Annotated in this window: 10 protein-coding genes; 4 read left to right on the top strand and 6 right to left on the bottom strand. The window is 72.0% G+C overall.

Features of this window, described 5'->3' with window-relative positions; genetic code table 11:
• Nucleotides 1–27 precede the first annotated feature (27 nt).
• From DKT68_RS14730 to DKT68_RS14710, 5 genes are all read right to left on the bottom strand, one after another.
• On the bottom strand, nt 28–1,302 hold the full coding sequence (locus DKT68_RS14730; protein ID WP_201749041.1) for an endo-1,4-beta-xylanase: 1,275 nt from the start codon (nt 1,300–1,302) through the stop codon (nt 28–30).
• Nucleotides 1,263–2,441, bottom strand: a complete 1,179-nt coding sequence (locus tag DKT68_RS14725) for a polysaccharide pyruvyl transferase family protein (protein WP_109817974.1) — start codon at nt 2,439–2,441, stop codon at nt 1,263–1,265. Before DKT68_RS14725 ends, DKT68_RS14730 begins: the two co-directional genes overlap by 40 nt.
• Complete coding sequence (locus tag DKT68_RS14720) at nt 2,431–3,759, bottom strand: lipopolysaccharide biosynthesis protein (protein ID WP_109817973.1); 1,329 nt, start codon at nt 3,757–3,759, stop codon at nt 2,431–2,433. The genes DKT68_RS14725 and DKT68_RS14720 overlap by 11 nt, the downstream gene beginning before the upstream one ends.
• Before the next feature lie 46 nt (nt 3,760–3,805).
• A complete protein-coding gene (locus tag DKT68_RS14715; RefSeq protein ID WP_161556667.1) occupies nt 3,806–4,615 on the bottom strand; it encodes a glycosyltransferase family 2 protein in 810 nt (269 codons plus the stop codon).
• Nucleotides 4,616–4,701: 86 nt separating this feature from the next.
• On the bottom strand, nt 4,702–6,105 hold the full coding sequence (locus DKT68_RS14710; protein WP_109817971.1) for a hypothetical protein: 1,404 nt from the start codon (nt 6,103–6,105) through the stop codon (nt 4,702–4,704).
• 515 nt (nt 6,106–6,620) lie between these two features.
• Between DKT68_RS14710 and DKT68_RS14705 the strand changes: the two genes are divergently transcribed.
• Nucleotides 6,621–7,442: a glycosyltransferase family 2 protein gene (locus tag DKT68_RS14705; RefSeq protein ID WP_109817970.1), complete on the top strand. Its 822-nt coding sequence runs from the start codon at nt 6,621–6,623 to the stop codon at nt 7,440–7,442.
• Nucleotides 7,443–7,471: 29 nt separating this feature from the next.
• Here DKT68_RS14705 and DKT68_RS14700 read toward each other — a convergent pair whose 3' ends face one another.
• Nucleotides 7,472–9,424 (bottom strand): trypsin-like peptidase domain-containing protein, encoded by a 1,953-nt coding sequence (locus tag DKT68_RS14700; protein WP_109817969.1) that lies wholly within the window; start codon nt 9,422–9,424, stop codon nt 7,472–7,474.
• Between the two features lie 127 nt (nt 9,425–9,551).
• Between DKT68_RS14700 and DKT68_RS14695 the strand changes: the two genes are divergently transcribed.
• The 3 genes from DKT68_RS14695 to DKT68_RS14685 are packed head-to-tail and all read left to right on the top strand — an operon-like array spanning nt 9,552 to nt 13,364.
• Nucleotides 9,552–10,403, top strand: coding sequence for a MurR/RpiR family transcriptional regulator (locus DKT68_RS14695; protein ID WP_109817968.1), 852 nt, complete (start codon nt 9,552–9,554; stop codon nt 10,401–10,403).
• Nucleotides 10,404–10,420: 17 nt separating this feature from the next.
• Nucleotides 10,421–12,106, top strand: coding sequence for a urocanate hydratase (gene hutU / locus DKT68_RS14690; protein WP_236646901.1), 1,686 nt, complete (start codon nt 10,421–10,423; stop codon nt 12,104–12,106).
• 55 nt (nt 12,107–12,161) lie between these two features.
• Nucleotides 12,162–13,364 (top strand): allantoate amidohydrolase, encoded by a 1,203-nt coding sequence (locus tag DKT68_RS14685; protein WP_109817966.1) that lies wholly within the window; start codon nt 12,162–12,164, stop codon nt 13,362–13,364.
• The last annotated feature ends 12 nt before the right edge of the window (nt 13,365–13,376 follow it).

Raw genomic sequence — 13,376 nt, 5'->3', positions numbered from 1 at the left:
CCTCCACGGCCCCCCTGCCGGCGGTGCTCAGCCAGGACTGGAAACGCCTCCACTGCGGGGTGGGAGCCGCCGCAGTTCGTCGATAAGGGCGGCGTAGGCGGGCTTGGGGACCAACGCCGCGTCGAAGAGGCAGGCCGCGCCGTATCCCTCGTGATAACCGGGGATCCAACTGCGGGCGTCGGTGAAACCCCAGACGGTGAACGAGACGCACTCGGTCACGGCGAGGCAGGCCTTGAGCACCTGCCGGTAGAGCGCGGCCTGACGGTCCAGCTTCGCGGGGGTTTCCGGCAACTCGACGCGTACGTCGAGTTCGGTGATCGCCACCGAGACGCCCAACTGCGCGAAGCGGCGTAGGTTACCGACCAGGTCACGCGGCCGGTCGTCCCACTGGAGGTGGCTCTGGAAGCCCACCCCGTCCACGGGTACACCCGCGCGGCGTAGATCGCGGACCATGGCCAGGAGGCCGTCGGCCTTGCGGGTCCGGCCCTCGACGCCGTAGTCGTTGATGAACAACCGCGCGCCGGGATCGGCCGCGTGCGCCCACCGGAACACGTCGGCCACGTAACCGGGACCGAGCTTGCGCAGCCACAGCGTGTCGCGCAGCGAACCGTCCTCGTCCAGCGCCTCGTTGACCACGTCCCAGGCCCAGACCCGGCCGCGGTAGCGGGAAACCACGGTGGTGACGTGGTCACGGAGCACCGTCCGGAGTCGGGCCGCCGGCCACGCCGGGTCCACCCACTTCGGCACGTCGTTCTGCCCGAGCAGGGTGTGGCCGTACACCGCCTGGTCGTGCTGTTCGGCGAACGTGAGCAGTTGGTCGGCTCCGGTCCACGCGTACACGTCCGGCGACGGTTCGAGGTTGCCCCACTTCATGGCGTTCTCGGCCGTGACGGCGCCGAACTCGGAGCCGAGCAACTCGGCGTACTCCGGGTCGAGGCTCAACCAACGGCCGTCCGCGGCCGAACCGATCCGGACCCCCGACGGCATGAGGTCCCGCAGAGCCGGGCGCTGGGGTGCCGGGGGCACCTGGACGGTCGGCGTCGCCGTGACGGCCGAGACCGCGGGCGGCGTCCGCTCGTGTCCGTACGCCACCGCCAAGCCGGTCACCAGTAGCGCGGCGACCACCAGCGCGAGCGCCACGGGCAGCACCGGCACCCGATGCGACCGTGCGGCCCTGGCGCGCGCCAGCACCATCCCCGACGGCTGACTCACGGCCAGCGCCGGCGTTGTCGGCTTCCGCTCCTTGGTGAACAACCGGTCGGTCACCCCGGAGTTGGACCCGGTGCGGCGCTCAGCGCCCACGGCGCCCGCGTGAAGTTCCAGCGTGCTCGCTCGGCGAAATCCTCGCGCGGTAGACCGGGCACCTGGTCGCCGGTGAGCATGCCGGCCAACACCCGCGTCACCTCCGCCGGATCCTCGGGGACACGGCCGAGGCGCAGCGACGGCGGCTGCTCGATCTCGTCCAGGAAGTCGTCGCACTTCTTCTGGTACGGCACCAACGCGAAGGGCACACCGGCCAGGTAGGCGAAGATCGCTCCGTGCAGCCGCATGTGGAGCCCGAGGTCACACCGCTTCATCTCGTCCCAACAGGCCCGCACACCGTCGCGTGCCGTCACCACCCGGACGTCGCAGTGGTCGGACACCGCCGCGCGGAGCCGCTCGCTGACCTGCTCGTCGCCGTGTTCCGGATGGGTGTTGAAGACGAAGACGGTGACGTCCACCGGCTCCTTGAGCACCAGCGCCCGGACGCCCTCCACCAGGGCGTCCTCCCGCCGCCGCACCTCCGGCGCGGCGGCTTCGTAGTCCACGCCGAGCAGGGTCACCCCGAGGCGCGCCCGGACACCCGGCGCTGGTCGGGGCCGGCGCGGCGGGACCGGCTCGCCGAGCGCCTCGGGCAGCAGACCGGCGAGGTCGCCCGCGGAGATGAGGAGACCGGGGTAGCCGCTGCGGCGGAGGACCTCGGCCGAGGCGGCGTCGCGGACCCCGATGACGTCGATCCGCCTCAGCACCTCGAGCAGGCGGCGTTCCGCAGCGGCCGACAGAAACGGACCGACCGAGACACCGACGGCGGCCATCGGGTGCCCGGAGAACCGGCTGAACAGGGCGAACAACTTCTTCTCGCTCAACGGGCCCATGTCCCTGAACACCGAGCCGCCACCGAAGACCAGCATCGAGGAGCGGCTCAGCAGGGCCGCCTTGCTCAGCAGCGAGCCTGCCCGGCCGGTGGTCCCGCCGGCGCCGTGCCACCGGGCGCTCATGCCGGTGGTCTCCCTGGGCAGGTCGACCATCGGCGGCGCCGCGAAGACAGGTTGCACCGCGCCCCAGTAGGCGCGGGTAGCCCAGTCCAGGACGACGCAGAAGGCGTTGTCCCCGACGTTCTCCATGCCGTAGTACCCGACGACGAGGGGACGCCGGGCGGCCGGACCTGGTTCAGGACGCACGAGGACTCTCCCTTGTCAGGCGCCGGCGCAGATCGTGCCACGGCGGCAGATCAGCGTCACCCACCACCCGCCGACGTACCGCGATCCAGAACAGGACACAGAGCACGATCTCGGCCACGACGGTGGCCGCGGCCGCACCCATGATGCCCCAGAGCGGCGTGGCCACCGCCAGGGCCACGAGGAACACCAGGGCTCCCACCCCCTGGTAGGCCACCTTCCGCCGGAGCAGACCACCGCTGGTGAGCAGCGACGCCACGGCGGCGCCGCCGAATCGGAACGGAATGGCCAACGCGAGCACGGCCAGGACGGCCGCCGACTCCCGGTACTGTTCGCCGAGCAGGAGCGGCAACGCCGGTAGCCCGCCGAGCGCAACCACCACCGCGATGACCGCACCCAGCGCGACCATTCCGGTGCCGCCGTAGCGGTACGCCATCAGGATCGCGTCTTTGTCGGTGCGCGACCAACGGTGCAGCTTGGCCAGGAAGTACTGCTGGAAGACGACCCGAGGAACCAGGTAGACGGCGGTCAGCACGGACATGGGCACGGACAGCACGGCCGCCGCCGCCGGGCCCCGCACCTCGGCCACCACCACGACGCCCAGATAGATGCCGAGCAGATAGAAGACGTTGCCCAGCACGAACGGGGTGGCGGCCCGGGCGACCCGGGTGACCGGCACCACGGGCGCGGGCGGCGACGCGAGTGCCGCAGGGCGGTGCCCTTCCAGCGACATGACACCCCGGACGAAGGGCCGCATGACGACCACGCAGGCCAGCACCGTCAGCAGGGCCACCACGGCGTAACCGGCGGCTGCGGTCACCACCGAGAACCCGAACGCCCAGACGGCCAGCACCACCAGCACCCGGCCCAGGTGCGGCGCGACCTGGAGTGCGGACAGCCCGGCGTACGCGCCGCGCAGTTGCTGCACCGACGCGACAAGCGCCAGAGCGGCCTGCGCGACGATGACGCTGGCCAGCAGCGCGCGCACCCCGGCCCCGGTGGCGTCCGGCCACTCGGCGAGACTCCACGCCAGCGTGCCGACGACGAGCAGGGCACACGCGGTCACCACCAACCGCAGCGAGGGACCCACCCAGCGGTAGGCTCGCTCTCCCTCCTGCCCGAACCGCTGCAACCACAGCTCGGAGACGCCGAAGACCGCCAGCGGCGCGGTCAACGACACCAGCGCGAGTGCCGCGGTGAACGTCCCGAACGCGGCCTGGGGCAGACTGCGGGCCAGCAGGATCTGCGTGGCGAAGGCGGCAACGGTGACGCCCACCTGGCTCAGGCCCAGCATGCTCAGGTGGATCAGGACCCGGATCACCCGCCTCGGCGGGGATGCCGGGGGCGCCGGGGAGGTGGGGTCGAGGTCAACGGATGCGGGTGACAAGCCACTTGCCCGTCTCACTCAGCGCTCGTAGCGCCTTGATACTGAGACCCACCCCGGGGAACCGGGACGGCCGGTACATGTCGATCAGCCGGAACCAGAAGACCAGTCCACCGAGCCGACCCCGGGTGACGTTGTCGTCGTGGCGCTGGAACCGCACGATCGGGTGGTCGAGGTGACAGGGGTGCACGCCGGACCGAAGCGCCCGCAGCATCAACTCGACGTCCTCGAAGAGCCGGAAGCTCTCGTCGTACCCGCCGATGGTGTCCAGCACCCGCCGGTCGATCGTCGTGCCGGAGTGCTTGAACGGCAGGCGAGGGCGGGTCAGTACGCCCAGCAGCATCCGGCCGGCCGAGGCGTACTCGGGAAGCCGGATGAGACGGGCCCCACCTCGGGTGATCTCGGTGTAGTCGGCGTACACCCAGCTCCGCCCGGCGGTGGTGAGCAGGTGGTGCAGTCGGGACAAGGCATCGGGGGTGAGCTCGTCGTCCGAGTCGAGCACCGTGACGTAGCGGCCGACCGCCACCCGCAGCCCGAGGTTGCGGGCCTCCGCGATGCCGGTGGGTGGCTGGCTCACCACCCTGACCCGGCGATCCGACGCGAGCCCAGCCTCCTCGATCACCTGGCTCACCGGAACCTGCGAGCCGTCGTCGACGATGACGAGCTCGAAGTCCTGGAAGGTGTTGCCCAACACGCTGCACACCGCGTTGACGAGCAGAGTGGCCCGGTCACGGACCACGATGCAAACCGAGAAGGTCGGCCGGACGACCGGCGTGGTGACGGCGTCCGTCACGGCCCGGTCTGTGGGCTCCACGACCTGGCCGCCCTGGCGCGGCGGGCGGGGGTGCTCCCCGCGGACGGGAACAGGGAGGGAGGGATTCACCGGATCGTCCCGTCCCCCGCCACCGACTCGCCCTCGGGTCGCGCCACGGCCCGCTCCGGCCGGTCGCCGTCGTCGGCGTCCGCGTCGACGGCGAGCACCGCCATCGCACCGAGGAAGAAGAGCCAGAGAAAGTACGGGTACGCCAGGGGCTTCTGGGTGAGCCCGAAGATGACGAGCGTGGCAAAGAGCACCACCAGCGCCAGTCGACCTGACCGACCGACCGACGCACGGACGACACGGTACAGACCGACGAGAATCGCACCGGTCAGGACAACACCGACCAGCCCCCAGATGACCATCACCCGGAGCCAGTCGTTGTGCATGTCCCAGGGCTCGTATCCGAAGCCGAACAGCCAGACGTCCAACGATGACCGGCCGAGGATGTCCGCCACGTCGTTCCAGATCGCGCCTCGGCCGTGCATGAAGGTGTCGGAGCGGACGTCGAGCGACCCAACCTCGGTGAGGGCGACCCGCACGCGTTCCCAGATGGCCCCGCCCCAGAGCCCACCGACGACGGCGGCGACGGCGGCGACGGCGCCGCCCCCCAGCAGCGCCGATCGGCGGTCCACTCGGCCACCGGCTCGGCGGGACGCGATCAGGTCACGTACCCTCCGCGCCTCGAACGCCGCCACGATGACGACCAGGCAGACGATCGTGAAGCGGTGCAGTGACACGGCTCCGGTGGCCACGAACAGACCGACCAACGCGTACCGCACGGCGGCGGGAACCCACAGTCGGTCTTTCAGCACGTAGATCAGGAACACGGAGAAGATGAGCAGGCGGCCGAGCGACATCGGGTGGTAATAGCCCCCCGAGGCACGCCCGATCTTCTGCCAGTTGGCCAACTCGAAGTAGAACGAGTACGGAATGACGCCGGCGACCTGAAGCCAGGCCAGCACACAGTGGACTACCGCGCCCAGCAGCACCACCCCGGCCACCAGGGCGATCCGCCGTGAGGAGATGAAGGACCGGCGCATCAGCATCAGGCCGAGGAGCGCGATCGGGGCGAAGCCGACGATCAGGCGCAGGGCCTCGGCGGGAATGGCCTGGGTGGGTTCCACGTGCGCGCCGTAGATCGGGTAGCGCCGGACGTTGAAAAGGTCCAGCAGGTCATCACGGGCACCGACGAGCAGGTAGCTGACCGCCGACATGACCAGCAGCAAGGCCAGCCCACCCGCCATCAGAAGCAGTGGCCGGGGCGGCATCCGGCGAGCACCGAGGGCGACCAGTCCGAATGCGGCGATCATCAGCGCGGCCCCGATGGCGGTGAGCACGACGCCCAGGTCGATCCCGCCACCGGCGTCCTTCTCCCCGATGTCGAGCAGCGGCTTCACCGCGACGAGGGCCAGGGCCGCGGTCGCCAGGTGTGTGGCGGTCCGCTCGTGGCGGGACGTCGGCATGCCCCAGTGCCCCACCTCTGGCCGTGGTCCTCGGGCCGGAGTGGTCATGGTTCCCATTGCGGGTGTGTCTCCTCATCAGTGTCCGCCGCGGGCGGCAGCCCGGCGTCCTGGGCACGCCGCCGCTCCGGCCGGTGCCGTCCCCGACCATTGATCCGTGGCCGGCGAAACCGCCGCTGGGCGGAGACTGAGCCGAATGTCGAAAATGAACTCCACATTGCTCACCCGTCGCCCGGCCTCAGAATCACGAGGACGATACCAGCGCGGAACGGTTCTCAGGGGCCCGGTGATCGGGCAGACACATCGCTCGAATCGCGATGTCGGCCGTGTTGGACCGACATTTCCGATTCACTTAATCGGATCGTTTCAAGCCCATCTTGCGGCCGCGAGGCCCCATGCGGCAGGCTTGACCGCCGGCGCCGCCCAACCTCGTGTGGCACGCCATCCGCCATGCCCCGTCAGCCGGGCATGGCCGACCGAGCCAACCTGCCTCGACTGTGGAACGGTGCGACATTTCGATGATCTCTGTGGTGATCGCCGCGCACAACGAGGCGCGGGTCATTGGCGGTTGCCTTGACGCGCTGATCGCTGACGCCGGGCCGGAGGACCTGGACATCGTGGTGGTGGCGAACGGCTGCACCGACGACACCGCTCGGGTCGCCGGCGAGCGACCGGGTGTACGGGTCATCGAGTTGGCCGAGGCGGGCAAGGCCAACGCGCTGAACGTGGGTGACGCTGCCGCCCGCGGCTTTCCCCGGGTCTACCTCGACGCCGACGTGGTGCTGACTCCGGGCGCACTGCACCGGATGGCCGCAACGCTGACCGAGGGCGACTCCCCACCGCTGGCGGTCATGCCCCGCCGACACATGGTGACCCGGGGCCGGCCGTTGGCGGTGCACGCGTACTACGCCATCAACACCCGGCTTCCAATCTTCGCCGACGCGCTCTTCGGCCGTGGTGCCATAGCCATCTCGGCGGCCGGCCACCAGCGGTTCGACCGCTTCCCCGAGCAAATCGCCGACGATCTCTTCCTGGATTCGCAGTTCTCGTCGGCCGAGAAGCAGGAGGTGGTCGACGCCACCTCATACGTCCAGGCGCCGCGTCGCACCCGCGACCTGCTCCGCACCCTGGCCCGGGTCCGCGCAGGCAACACGATGCTGCGCGCCAGCCACAACGGGGTCCGGGCCTCCGTTCCCTCCTCCTGGCTGCGCGACGTCGTCCTGCCCCGACCGTGGCTCGCCCCGGCGGCCACGGTCTACGTGGCGGTCACCGTGGCCGCCGCGCTCAAGGCACGCCGCCACCCACGTGATGCATGGGGACGAGACGACTCCACCCGATGACCGCGCTTGACCAAGCGGTCCCGGCCCGGTCAGTACCGGGGCCGGCGCCGAATGAGCACTACCACGAGAACGACGAGCCCGACCAACAGCGCGCCACCGAGACCCGCGAGCAACGCCAGCGGAAGCCGGGACACGCCGCCCGACTCGCCCGCGAGCCGAGCGCGGTCCACTGCGTTCTGCCGGTACGCCTGCGCCAGCAGATTGACCGGCGAAGCCGACGCGACCCGATCGAAGCTGGCGATGGCGTCACCGTTCCGGCCGGCGAAGAACGCGTCCAGCCCGTCCCGGTACACCCCGTCCGTGTCAGCGAGACTGCTGGCGGTGCCAGCATCGGCGAGCAGCCCGGTGACCACCGCGACCGGCACCAACGCGCGGTTCGCCCCACCGTTGGCCGCCCGGTCGTTGTCCAACACGCCGACCACCCGACCGGCGGTGTCCAACGCGACGCCGCCGGTCGAATAGATGCCGACGTCGTCATTGAGTCGGGACACGCTGACCGAGCCCTGGTTGGCCGTGCCGGCGACCTGGGCCGGCTTGCTCTCCACGGTGTAGGTCGCCGCCCGGAAGTCCGCGTCGGTGGTCCGGTAACCCATCACCAGTAGCGCGGCACCCGGGCCCGGCGCACCGCCGCTGGCCAGCTCCACCGCTGGGAGGTTGGGCTGGGTCAGCTTGACCAGCGCGAGGTTTCCGGCGTCGGGATCGAGGACACGTACCACCTGGCCGGGGATGGCGGGGCTCGCGGTGAGATCGCCCCGCGCCACATTGAACTGGCTGAACACCTGGCTGGTGGGCTCGGAGCCTGGCTCAGCCCCGGTGAACACGGTGGTGCTCAGCTTGGTGCGAACGTACTCGTCCAACCCGGTGGCGGCCAGCTTCTTCTGCTCGATGAGGATCCGGCCCAGCGTGTAGAGGGCCCGCTCCCGGGCGGCGTCGGCCGACGGGCGGACACATTGACCGTTGGTGACCATGTGTCCGTCCGGGTTCACCACGAAGCCGCTGCAACGCCGCTTGAAGGTGACCGGCGTGACGCTCAGCGGGACGTTGGACTTCGCCTCCCGCAGGGTGCCGGTGAAGACGGCCTCGACGAACACCATCGACGGTGCGGCGATGGCGAGCGCGCGTTCCTCGGGACTGTACGGCGCGGCCTGGGCCCACGGCTTGAGCCCGGGGTTGACTGCCGGGGAGGTCGGGAAGGCGGTCGTGCCGGCTGTCGTGGGCAGGGTCTGCGGGCCCGCGGGGGCGTCGTCACCGACGACTGCCCACACGGTGGCCCCGGTGGCCAGGGCGACGGCGAGTGCCACGGCGGCGGTACCGACCCAGAGCCCCGTACGCCGCTGTGGCGGTGGCGAGGGTTGGATTCGCCGGACGGGGGCGGCGAACGGATCGACGGTAGTGACGTCGGTGGAGGGCCCGGGGGTATCAGGAGGAGACGCCGTGTCGGCGGCGGGGATTGCCCCTCCGGAACCGGAACCGGCGCCGGAGACCGGGTGGGGCGCGGCGGAGATCGGCTGCACCGGGATCGGGTCACCGTGCAGAGCCCACGGCGCGTACGGCGGCGCGGAGATCTGCGGCGCACCCGAGACGGGCTGAGGCGGCGCGGAGACCTGCTGCTGCGGCACGGAGACCGGGGCGGCGGGGCCGGGGGCAGGCGACGGTCCCGCGATCGTTCCCTGGACCGGCTGGTAGTCCTGACCCAGTGCGCGGAACAGTTTCTCCGCCCCCGGGCCGACCTCCGCCGGATAGGCGACCCACGGCGCGTCGGCGCCGAAGTCCGCGTACGCGAACTGCTGACCGCCCGGTGTCTGCGCCAACGCGTTGGCGGTGGCGGTGAAAGCCTCCCGCCAGGTCTGGTTGGCCGCCACGGTCGCGTCGAGGACGGCGACCGTGACCAGCCGGCCCTGCCCGTCGATGGCAGCCCAGGCCTTACCTACCTGACACCCGCCCAGCACATGGGTGAACCTGTAAGGGCCATCTGGCTGCATCCGCACTCCTCCGCTCAACCGCCGTGCGGATACTACAGAGGCCGCGCTCGGCCGGCTTCCCACCGTGGTCGGGCAAAGCACCACCCGATGGTTGCCCTCTGAAAGTTTTTATGCATAAAGTCACGGCGTGAATGAAGGAGGCGTCGCCGCGCCCACCGAGCGGGTGCTCGACCTGTTCCAGGGGGTCCGGCTCACCCCGACCCAGCGCCGGATCGCGCACTGCCTCGTGCAGCACGCCCCCGGCGTGGCCTACCTGTCCGCGGCCGAGGTCGCCGAGCTGGCCGGGGTCAGCCAGCCGTCGGTCACCCGGTTCGCCGTCGCGCTCGGCCACGACGGCTACCCGGCGCTGCGCCGCCGCCTGCGCGACCTCACCGCCTCCGCGCCCGGCGGACCGGCGGACGCCGGCAACGAGCTCCAGCAGGCGGTACGCGCCGAGATGGGCAACCTGGACCGGCTCGCCGGTCAGCTCGCCGACCGGGACCGGGTCGCCGAGGTCGGTCGGCTGCTCGCCGCCAGCCGTCCGCTGCCGGTGCTCGGCCTGCGCGCCGCCGCGCCGCTGGCCGCGTACTTCGCCTACTTCGCCGCCAAGGTGCACCCGGACGTCCGGGTGCTCGACGACGGCGGCAGCCTGCTCACCGACCGCCTGGAGCAGGCCGCCGAGGCCGGCGCGGGCGCGCTGCTCGCCTTCGTGCTGCCCCGCTACCCCCGGGAGACCCTGGACGCGTTGCGGGACGCGCGCGCCGCCGGGTTGACCGTGGTGGCGATCACCGACTCGCCGGTCAGCCCGGCCACCGAGCACGCCGACGTGGTGCTGCCCGCCGCGGTCGGCGCCCGGCTCGTCTTCGACCTGCACACCGCCCCGATGACCCTGGCCATGGTGCTGTTGCAGGCGATCTGCGACGCCGCGCCGGCCGACACCCAACGCCGGCTGGAGGCGTTCGAAGCCTCCGCGGCCCGCCGTCAGTTGTTCCTCGGATGACCCGGAGGAGATCAGAGATGACCCAGCACGTCCGTGCCGCACGGGGCAGCCAGCTCACCGCCCGTGGGTGGCAGCAGGAGGCCGCCCTGCGGATGTTGATGAACAACCTCGACCCGGAGGTGGCCGAGCGTCCCGACGACCTGGTGGTCTACGGCGGCACCGGCAAGGCGGCGCGGGACTGGCCGTCGTACCACGCGCTGGTCCGCACGCTGACCGACCTGCGCGACGACGAGACGATGCTCGTGCAGTCCGGCCGCCCGGTCGGCGTGCTGCGCACCCACGAGTGGGCGCCCCGGGTGCTCCTCGCCAACTCCAACCTGGTCGGCGACTGGGCGACGTGGCCGGAGTTCCGCCGGCTGGAGCAGCTCGGCCTGACGATGTACGGGCAGATGACGGCCGGTTCCTGGATCTACATCGGCACCCAGGGCATCCTCCAGGGCACCTACGAGACGTTCGCCGCGGTCGCCGCGAAGCTCGCCGGCGCCCGCGGCGACGGGCAGCAATCGAGCGCGGGCACCCTCGCGGGCACGCTGACGCTGACCGCCGGCTGCGGCGGCATGGGCGGCGCGCAGCCGCTCGCGGTCACCATGAACGGCGGCGCCTGCCTGATCGTGGACGTCGACCGGACCCGCCTCGACCGCCGGGTGCACGACCGCTACCTGGACGAGGTGGCCGACTCGCTGGACGACGCGGTGCGGCGGGTGCTGGCCGCGAGGCGGGACCGGCGCGCGCTCTCCGTCGGCGTGGTCGGCAACGCGGCGGAGGTCTTCCCGGAGCTGTTGAGCCGCGGGGTCGAGATCGACATCGTGACCGACCAGACCAGCGCGCACGACCCGCTGTCGTACCTGCCGGTGGGGGTGGAGCTGGCCGACGCCCCGGAGTACGCGGCGGCGAAGCCGGCCGAGTTCACCGAGCGTGCCCGGACGTCGATGGCGCGGCACGTGGAGGCGATGGTCGGCTTCCTCGACGCCGGCGCGGAGGTCTTCGACTACGGCAACTCGATCCGGGGCGAGGCGCAGCTCGCCGGCTACGAGCGCGCCTTCGACTTTCCGGGCTTCGTGCCCGCGTACATCCGGCCGCTGTTCGCCGAGGGCAGGGGCCCGTTCCGGTGGGCGGCGCTCTCCGGCGACCCGGCGGACATCGCCGCCACCGACCGCGCCATCCTGGACCTGTTCCCGGAGAACGAGTCGTTGGCCCGGTGGATCCGGCTGGCCGGCGAGCGGGTCGCCTTCCAGGGCCTGCCGGCCCGGATCTGCTGGCTCGGCTACGGCGAGCGGGACAGGGCCGGCGTGCGGTTCAACGAGATGGTCGCCTCCGGCGAACTGTCCGCCCCGCTCGTGATCGGCCGGGACCACCTCGACGCGGGCAGCGTGGCCAGCCCGTACCGGGAGACCGAGGCGATGGCCGACGGCTCCGACGCGATCGCCGACTGGCCGCTGCTCAACGCGCTGGTCAACACGGCCAGCGGCGCCTCCTGGGTGTCCATCCACCACGGCGGCGGTGTGGGCATCGGCCGGTCCATCCACGCCGGCCAGGTCTGCGTGGCCGACGGCACCGCCCTGGCCGGGCAGAAGATCGAGCGGGTGCTCACCAACGACCCGGCGATGGGCGTCATCCGGCACGTCGACGCCGGCTACGACCGGGCCCGCGAGGTCGCGGCGGAGACCGGGGTACGGGTGCCGATGGCGGAGGGTGCCGCGTGAGCGCGAGGAGCGCAGCGCAGCGGAGCCCCGCAGTCGCGAACAACGGGAGTAGAGCATGACCGACGACCTTGCCGCCCGGTTCCGGAAGCTGTGGGACGAGATCGCGCCGGTCGGGCGCGACGCCGGCAGTGGCGGCTACCTGCGCTACGCGTTGACCGAGCCCGAGTTGGAGCTGCGGGCCTGGTTCCGGTCACAGGCCGACGAGCGCGGCATGCCGGTCACCGAGGACGGCAACGGCAACCTGTTCGCCCACTGGGGTGACCCGGAGGTCGGGGACGCGGTGCTCACCGGCAGCCACTTCGACTCGGTGCCGCACGGCGGGGCGTACGACGGTCCGCTGGGCATCGTCAGCGCGTTCCTCGCCGTGGACGAGCTGCGGGCGGCCGGCGTCACCCCGACGCGGCCGCTGGTGCTGGGCGCGTTCGTCGAGGAGGAGGGGGCGCGTTTCGGCGTACCGTGCCTGGGGTCGCGCCTGCTCAGCGGGGCGCTGCCGGCGGAGCGCGCGGCCGGGCTGCGCGACGCGGCCGGGGTGAGCTTCGCCGAGGCGCTCGGCGACCGGCCGGCGGGCGCCCGCCCGGATCTGCTGGGCCGGTTCGGCGCCTTCGTGGAACTGCACGTGGAGCAGGGCCGCGCGCTGGTCGAGACGGACGCGCCGGTCGCGGTGGCCAGCGCGATCTGGCCGCACGGCCGCTGGCGCTTCGACGTCGTCGGCGAGGGCAACCACGCGGGTACGACCCGGATGGCCGACCGCCGCGACCCGATGCTCACCTACGCGTTCACCGTGCTGGCGGCCAACAAGGAGGCGCGGCTGCGCGGCGCGCACGCCACGGTGGGTCGGGTCGCCGTCGAGCCGAACGCCACCAACGCCATCCCGTCGAAGGTGACCGGCTGGTTGGACGCCCGCGCCGCCGACCCGGAGACCCTCGCCGGGTTGGTCGACGCCGTGCGGGGCAAGCTCGCCGATCGGGCCCGCCGCGACGGTACGGCGGTGACGGTGACCGAGGAGTCGGCGACCCCGCTGGTCGCCTTCGACGGGGGGCTTTCCGGCCGGCTGGCCACGCTGCTCGGGGCACCGGTGCTGCCCACGGGCGCCGGGCACGACGCCGGGGTGCTCGCCGGGCACCTGCCGACCGCGATGCTGTTCGTGCGCAACCCGACCGGGGTGTCGCACTCCCCCGCCGAGGCGGCCACCGACGAGGACTGCGCGGCCGGGGTGCGGGCGCTGGCCCGCGTGCTGGAGGAGCTGACATGCCGGTGAGCGTGGTGACGA

The sequence above is a fragment of the Micromonospora acroterricola genome (assembly GCF_003172955.1).
GTDB classification, from domain to species: Bacteria; Actinomycetota; Actinomycetes; order Mycobacteriales; family Micromonosporaceae; genus Micromonospora; species Micromonospora acroterricola.
The sequence above is the reverse complement of the archived record's forward strand: the minus strand, read 5'-3'. Positions and strand labels throughout refer to the sequence as shown.

What these genes read in the sequence shown, in the direction of transcription:
- hutU (WP_236646901.1), top strand. Translation starts at nt 10,421, where the DNA reads ATGACCCAGCACGTCCGTGCCGCACGGGGCAGCCAGCTCACCGCCCGT.
- DKT68_RS14685 (WP_109817966.1), top strand. Translation starts at nt 12,162, where the DNA reads ATGACCGACGACCTTGCCGCCCGGTTCCGGAAGCTGTGGGACGAGATC.
- DKT68_RS14705 (WP_109817970.1), top strand. Translation starts at nt 6,621, where the DNA reads ATGATCTCTGTGGTGATCGCCGCGCACAACGAGGCGCGGGTCATTGGC.
- DKT68_RS14700 (WP_109817969.1), bottom strand. Translation starts at nt 9,424, where the DNA reads ATGCAGCCAGATGGCCCTTACAGGTTCACCCATGTGCTGGGCGGGTGT.
- DKT68_RS14710 (WP_109817971.1), bottom strand. Translation starts at nt 6,105, where the DNA reads ATGCCGACGTCCCGCCACGAGCGGACCGCCACACACCTGGCGACCGCG.